A 6000-nucleotide genomic window follows, 5' to 3' on the forward strand; every position below is an offset into this window, starting at 1 on the left:
TGTAAAAACGGATTATTTTACTATAACTCATTCAATGAATTCATCTGCTATACAATTTATCTATAAAAAAAAGAGGCAATATACCTCTTTTTTTATTTTCAGCCACATACCGTCATATAGGCAGCGGCTGAAAAGCCATTTGCATTTTACGATATCGCATTAACTGTCTTTTTATTTTCTCAGTCAATTTTTTAATTGATGCATACATATCATCGCCAGATGCCTGAGCAAAAAGTTCGACGCCTGGTAAACGCACGATTGCTTCAGCGATATGATTCGAACTTCCTTTTTTCGAACGCTTATCGACTTGGTGATCCTTTGTGAGTTTCACCTGCATACTATTGACCTGATCAAGGTGCTTGGTCATTTCGGCGAATTTACAACGAATATTCTCTTCTATTGCAGGAGTAATACTTAAATGATGTCCACGAATTGTTATTTGCATAATCCTATCCCTCTCCTTCTAAAGGATTTGATTGAGTTAAGCCATGTGATTGCATGACAGAACATTCAACATAGAATTATTCTGCAAATTTAAGTCATGAAATCATGCTGGCTAAACCTCGTGTAACTAAAAAAAAGAGATTCATTATTTCGTCATAATGAACCTCTAGAATAATCACACTTCAAATTTCAGATCAAGACTTTTCGATCGGATGATGCAGGAATATGTAACGATTCACGATATTTTGCGACTGTACGACGTGCAACATCGATACCATCCTCATTTAACAACTTAGCTAAACTGTTATCAGATAATGGTTTTCTTGGGTTCTCTTCAGCAATCAACTTTTTAATTTTTGCTCGGATCGCAGTTGAAGACGCTTCACCACCTGACGTTGTTCCAACATGGCTTGAGAAAAAATATTTAAGTTCAAACAACCCTCTCGGAGTAAGCAAATATTTATTGGTCGTTACACGAGATACTGTTGATTCATGTAACTCAACCTCCTCCGCCACATCTCTCAACACCAAAGGTTTCATTCCTTCAGCACCCAACTCTAAAAAATCTCGTTGATGCTGAACAATACATGTCGCTACTTTTAAAAGCGTTTTATGGCGCTCATCCACACTTTTAATAAAATTTTTAGCATCAAGCATTTGATTGCGTAAGTATTGATTATCTGCACTTTGATCAGCTCGACGAATCATATTTGCGTAATAAGGGTTGATACGTAATTTTGGCAAAATATCTGGATTTAAGTGCACATGCCAACTGTCATTTTTCTTTGCCACCACAACATCAGGCACCTGGTATTCAGATTCTTTATTTTCAAACATTAACCCTGGATAGGGTTGTAATGATTTTAAAAGTTGTATCGCTGCTTTTAGCTGTTCAAGTTTAAAACCTGTTTGCTTCAGTAATTTATTTAGGTCATTGGCAATCAATAATTCATAATGCTGCAATAACAATAACGCGTCATTACGGCATGGTAAGGTATTAGGCAAAACTTGAAGCTGAACATATAAGCATTCCACAAGATTGCGTGAACCAACGCCAATCGGCTCTAGTCTTTGAATATGTTTCAACACCACTAAAATTTCATCAATCTCAACATCTTCTTCAATATCCATCTGTGCGAGTAAAGTCAGCACTGCGTGGTGAATTTCTTCAACGCTCTCATCTAAAAAGCCTTTTTCATCCAAACCATCTACGATGCAATAAGCGATCAAAAGATCAGTTTGGGAGAAATTTAGAAGATTAACTTGCTGTAAAATATGATCTTTCAGTGTATTTTGAATTGATCGATTATCCTCACGTTCTTCATATTCTGGTAATTCCATTGATGATGATTGATGGGTATATACATCATCCCATTCCGTATCTACAGGTAAATCATTTGGCAAATGATCTGCATTTAATTCTCGAGTAAGATCACTAGCAGAATTTTCCTGATTCAAGTCCTCCAAACTTTGCATTGGAGAATCATCATCCACCTTTTCAAGTAAGGGGTTACTATCCAACTGCAATTGAACTTCTTGCTCCAACTCTAAGCTGGATAATTGTAAAAGTCGGATCGCTTGTTGGAGCTGGGGTGTCAAAGACAAAGAATTGGATACTTTTAGTCCTAACGCTAATTTCATAAATCATTACCCCCCTAACATCGTTATTATTCATGCAATAATCATGCCTACAATTCTTATAACATAAGTTTCAAGTGTTAGGTTAATCAATTAGTCTTAATTGTTAATAAAAAATAGAGATAAAATACATTATAATTCAATCACTTTTTTTTAATTAATATTCAAAAATATGAGCACTCAAGCTTAAATTAAAAAAAATAATTTTTTAGCGTTATCTGCAGTTATGGTTGATTAAAAATAAACCACTTACTCATAATCAAGGTTTTATAAGCTCATGATTTATTTCGCGTTGATCAAAAAATCTAAATTCATTTGAATTTCGAGTATTTTTTATTCTTTACTTATTCTCATAGAAAGTATAAAAATAATTAATAGTTTATTTTGAATAGATTTCAACCAAATTTGAGAACTGTCAAAATTATAAGAACGATGCACTACAAGACATGGAGATTTCTTGATGAAAAGTCTATCTGGTAAAGTCCTTCTCAGCGCGTTAGGCTTCATCATCGCTGGCGGAACAATGAGTCAAGCCAATGCCACTGACACCATTGCGAAAATCAAAAAAAATGGAAAAGTGATCATCGGGTATCGTGAATCTTCTGATCCAATCTCATATATCGTGGGTGGTAAACCTATGGGATATGCCATCGATATCTGTAATAACGTAGCTAACGAATTAAAAAAAGACTTAAAACTCCCCAACTTAAAAGTTGAATATAAAGCGGTTACTTCTTCCACGCGAATTCCTGAAATGCTCGCTGGAAACATTGATATGGAATGCGGGACGACAACCAACTCTGTCCAGCGACAACAGCAAGTCAACTTCTCTACAAATTACTTTGCCACTGAAGTACGTATGGCAGTCAAAGCTTCAGCGCCTTTCAAAGATTTAGGTGATTTAAATGGTAAAGCCGTTGCCACAACGCAAGGAACAACCTCGGATAAATATATTAAAATGGGTGCACGAGGAGAAAAAATAAAAGTTACCAATGTCTATGGTAAAGATCATGCTGATTCTTTTGCAATGGTCGCTTCGGGACGTGCAGCTGCATTTGTTATGGATGACAATATTCTTGCAGGGCTCATTGCCAAATCATCAAAACCTCAAGATTTTAAAATTGTAGGTCCAGTCCTTTCGTCAGAACCTTACGGAATTATGCTGCCTAAAGGGGATGCCAAGTTTAAAGCGATTGCAGATCGTGTGGTAACTGGAATGTGGAAAAATGGTCAAATGGATACCCTTTATAAAAAATGGTTCTTATCACCTATTCCACCACGCAATATCAATCTAAACATGCCTATGAGTAGCTCATTTAAAAAATTAAAAGCATCTCCGAATGATGCAGGGATTAAATAACAAAAATTATGAGGGCTTAAATAAAAACACTTAAGCCCTTTTTTCTCGTAACCATTGCAGGAAATTTCAATGGCTGTTGGTTCTTTAAATTGGACGTCATTTTGCTTGGCATCCAACGAATATGGCGTTGATAAAAAAGATTGGGCTGAATCTATCTGTAGTGCGATTGGAGGTTCAAGTTATTCAGCTGTTGCTGATGCACCGACCTGGTTACAAATACTTGGATCAGGTATTTGGACCATGATCTGGACTGCTGTCATTGCCTTTTTCATCGCATTTTTACTTGGTTCACTTATTGGCATTATGCGTACATTACCCAATAAGTTACTTTCATTCATTGGGACTTGTTATGTAGAGTTATTCAGAAATATACCCTTAATCGTTCAATTATTTTTCTGGGCATTCGTTTTTCCTCAACTCCTGCCATTAAGTATGAGTACTGGAAGTGGTGAAATGGTTCCTGGCGGATGGTGGCAAAATACTTTAAATAATAATCCAGCAATTATTGGTGTATTTGCACTGGGTCTATATACCGCTGCAAGGATTGCTGAGCAGGTTCGAGCAGGTATTAATACCGTTTCACAAGGTCAAAAAAATGCAGCTTATGCGATTGGTTTAAATTTAAACCAAAGTTATCGTTATGTCATTCTGCCAGTGGCTTATCGAATCGTTTGGCCAACACTGACATCAGAAGCAATGAATGTATTTAAAAATTCAGCCGTACTTTTTGCCTTAAGTGTTTTGAATTTTTTTGCATATACCAAAACAATGCGAGAAGAAACCTCTCAAGACGTGGTCATTTTAATTCTTTCAACACCTGTTTATCTCATCATCACTTATTCAATTAAATACCTGATGGCATGGATTGAGAAACGGATGGCTGTACCAGGTCTAGGTTCGGGAGGTAAATAAAATGGACTTTAGTGTTCTAACTCATCCCGATGTCGTTGCAAGTTTGATCGCTGGTTTTAAATTTACAGTTACAGTAACCATTCTTTCGATTATTGGTGGGATTCTTCTTGGTACACCAATCGCGATGATGCGTCTATCAAATAATAAAATTGCCAGTGGATTTGCAAAATTTTATGTCGACTTTTTTCGAGGTGTTCCCCTCATTCAAGTTATTTTTATCTTTTACTTTTTACTTCCTAAGTTTTTCGATTTCCAATATCACACCTATTGGGGACCTTTATTTTCAAGTGTAGTAACCTTCGCCATTTTTGAGGCTGCTTTTTTTTCAGAAATTGTCCGTTCTGGCATTCAATCAGTTTCTAAAGGACAAGTGAATGCAGGTTACGCCTTGGGGTTTAATTATCGCCAGACGATGTCATACGTAGTTTTACCCCAAGCTTTTAGAAATATGTTACCCGTGATATTGACGCAATCCATTGTTCTTTTTCAAGATGTGTCTTTGGTTTATGTCATCAGTGCACCAGATTTCTTAGGCAATGCAAATACTTTAGCTAATACCTATGGTTCGGAAACCAAAGCCGTTTTCTATCTAGTTGTTGCTGTCGTCTATTTTGTCATTTCATTTGCACTTTCACGACTAGTTAAACGCTTACATCAAAAAATAGCCATTATTCGATAAGGAGAATCAAAATGCCAATGATTGAAATTCAAGATGTATCCAAATGGTATGGAGATTTTCAGGTACTTAGCGAATGCTCAACCACTATCAACAAAGGTGAAGTTGTCGTTGTATGCGGTCCATCTGGCTCAGGTAAATCTACACTTATTAAGACAGTAAATGCTTTAGAACCTTTTCAACAAGGTAATATTTTCGTTGATGGTACCGCTTTAAAAGACTCTAAAACGAATCTAGCAAAATTCAGATCTAGAGTAGGTATGGTATTTCAACATTTTGAACTTTTTCCTCATATGACTGTGTTAGATAACCTAACAATAGGACAAATCAAAGTACTTAATCGCTCAACTGAAGACGCTAAAATAAAGGCCTTACAATATTTGGATCGAGTAGGTTTGACAGCACACAAAGATAAATTTCCAGGACAATTATCAGGTGGTCAACAACAACGTGTCGCGATTGCACGTGGTCTTTGTATGGACCCAGTCTGTATGCTTTTTGATGAACCCACTTCTGCATTAGATCCTGAAATGGTGGGTGAAGTGCTTGAAGTCATGAGCCAACTTGCAAAAGAAGGCATGACGATGATGTGTGTTACCCATGAAATGGGATTTGCAAAAAAAGTTTCAGATCGAGTGATATTTATGGATCAAGGCAAAATTCTAGAGGATTGCCCGACTGATGACTTCTTTAATAAGCCACTAGAGCGACATGAAAGGACAAAATATTTTTTAGAGAAAATTTCAGCAGTACACTAAACATCAGTATGAATCCAAAAATTTCGCGATATCTACTCAAATAATTTTCAAATTCGATTTTTATATATAAAAAAACACCCCCTTGTATTGAAGGGGGTGTTTAGAATAATGAGCTGGCGATGACTTACTCTCACATGGGTAACCCCACACTACCATCAGCGCTAAGAGGTTTCACTTCTGAGTTCGGGAAGGGATCAGGTGGTTCACTCTTG

The 6000-nt window shown here is 36.5% G+C and carries 6 protein-coding genes and 1 rRNA gene; 4 read left to right on the plus strand and 3 right to left on the minus strand.

The features are described from left to right. Window positions 1-112: 112 nt before the first annotated feature. Complete coding sequence (gene hpf / locus FTV32_RS11760; RefSeq protein ID WP_035268921.1) at window positions 113-445, minus strand: ribosome hibernation-promoting factor, HPF/YfiA family; 333 nt, start codon at window positions 443-445, stop codon at window positions 113-115. Window positions 446-633: 188 nt separating this feature from the next. Further along, a complete protein-coding gene (locus FTV32_RS11765) occupies window positions 634-2085 on the minus strand; it encodes an RNA polymerase factor sigma-54 (protein WP_180028738.1) in 1452 nt (483 codons plus the stop codon). A 457-nt stretch (window positions 2086-2542) separates the two neighbouring features. On the opposite strand from FTV32_RS11765, the gene FTV32_RS11770 reads away from it, so the two are divergent. The 4 genes from FTV32_RS11770 to FTV32_RS11785 all read left to right on the plus strand — a co-directional run bounded on the left by FTV32_RS11770 (window position 2543) and on the right by FTV32_RS11785 (window position 5788). Further along, entirely contained in the window at window positions 2543-3442 is a 900-nt protein-coding gene (locus tag FTV32_RS11770; RefSeq protein WP_180028739.1) for an amino acid ABC transporter substrate-binding protein, read from the plus strand. 69 nt (window positions 3443-3511) lie between these two features. Continuing rightward, a complete protein-coding gene (locus tag FTV32_RS11775) occupies window positions 3512-4354 on the plus strand; it encodes an amino acid ABC transporter permease (protein WP_180028740.1) in 843 nt (280 codons plus the stop codon). A gap of 1 nt (window position 4355) precedes the next feature. Next, complete coding sequence (locus FTV32_RS11780) at window positions 4356-5033, plus strand: amino acid ABC transporter permease (RefSeq protein ID WP_180028741.1); 678 nt, start codon at window positions 4356-4358, stop codon at window positions 5031-5033. An 11-nt stretch (window positions 5034-5044) separates the two neighbouring features. Beyond that, window positions 5045-5788, plus strand: a complete 744-nt coding sequence (locus tag FTV32_RS11785) for an amino acid ABC transporter ATP-binding protein (RefSeq protein ID WP_180028742.1) — start codon at window positions 5045-5047, stop codon at window positions 5786-5788. A 111-nt stretch (window positions 5789-5899) separates the two neighbouring features. On the opposite strand, the gene rrf is transcribed toward FTV32_RS11785, so the two are convergent. After that, window positions 5900-6000 (minus strand): 5S ribosomal RNA (gene rrf, locus FTV32_RS11790); the annotation flags it as partial.

Source organism: Acinetobacter sp. YH16032, from assembly GCF_013417345.1.
Classification (GTDB): Bacteria; Pseudomonadota; Gammaproteobacteria; order Pseudomonadales; family Moraxellaceae; genus Acinetobacter.

Bases quoted from the DNA above. Each gene is read 5' to 3' on its own strand.
- FTV32_RS11775 (WP_180028740.1), top strand. From the start codon at position 3,512: ATGGCTGTTGGTTCTTTAAATTGGACGTCATTTTGCTTGGCATCCAAC.
- FTV32_RS11780 (WP_180028741.1), top strand. From the start codon at position 4,356: ATGGACTTTAGTGTTCTAACTCATCCCGATGTCGTTGCAAGTTTGATC.
- FTV32_RS11770 (WP_180028739.1), top strand. From the start codon at position 2,543: ATGAAAAGTCTATCTGGTAAAGTCCTTCTCAGCGCGTTAGGCTTCATC.
- hpf (WP_035268921.1), bottom strand. From the start codon at position 445: ATGCAAATAACAATTCGTGGACATCATTTAAGTATTACTCCTGCAATA.
- FTV32_RS11765 (WP_180028738.1), bottom strand. From the start codon at position 2,085: ATGAAATTAGCGTTAGGACTAAAAGTATCCAATTCTTTGTCTTTGACA.
- FTV32_RS11785 (WP_180028742.1), top strand. From the start codon at position 5,045: ATGCCAATGATTGAAATTCAAGATGTATCCAAATGGTATGGAGATTTT.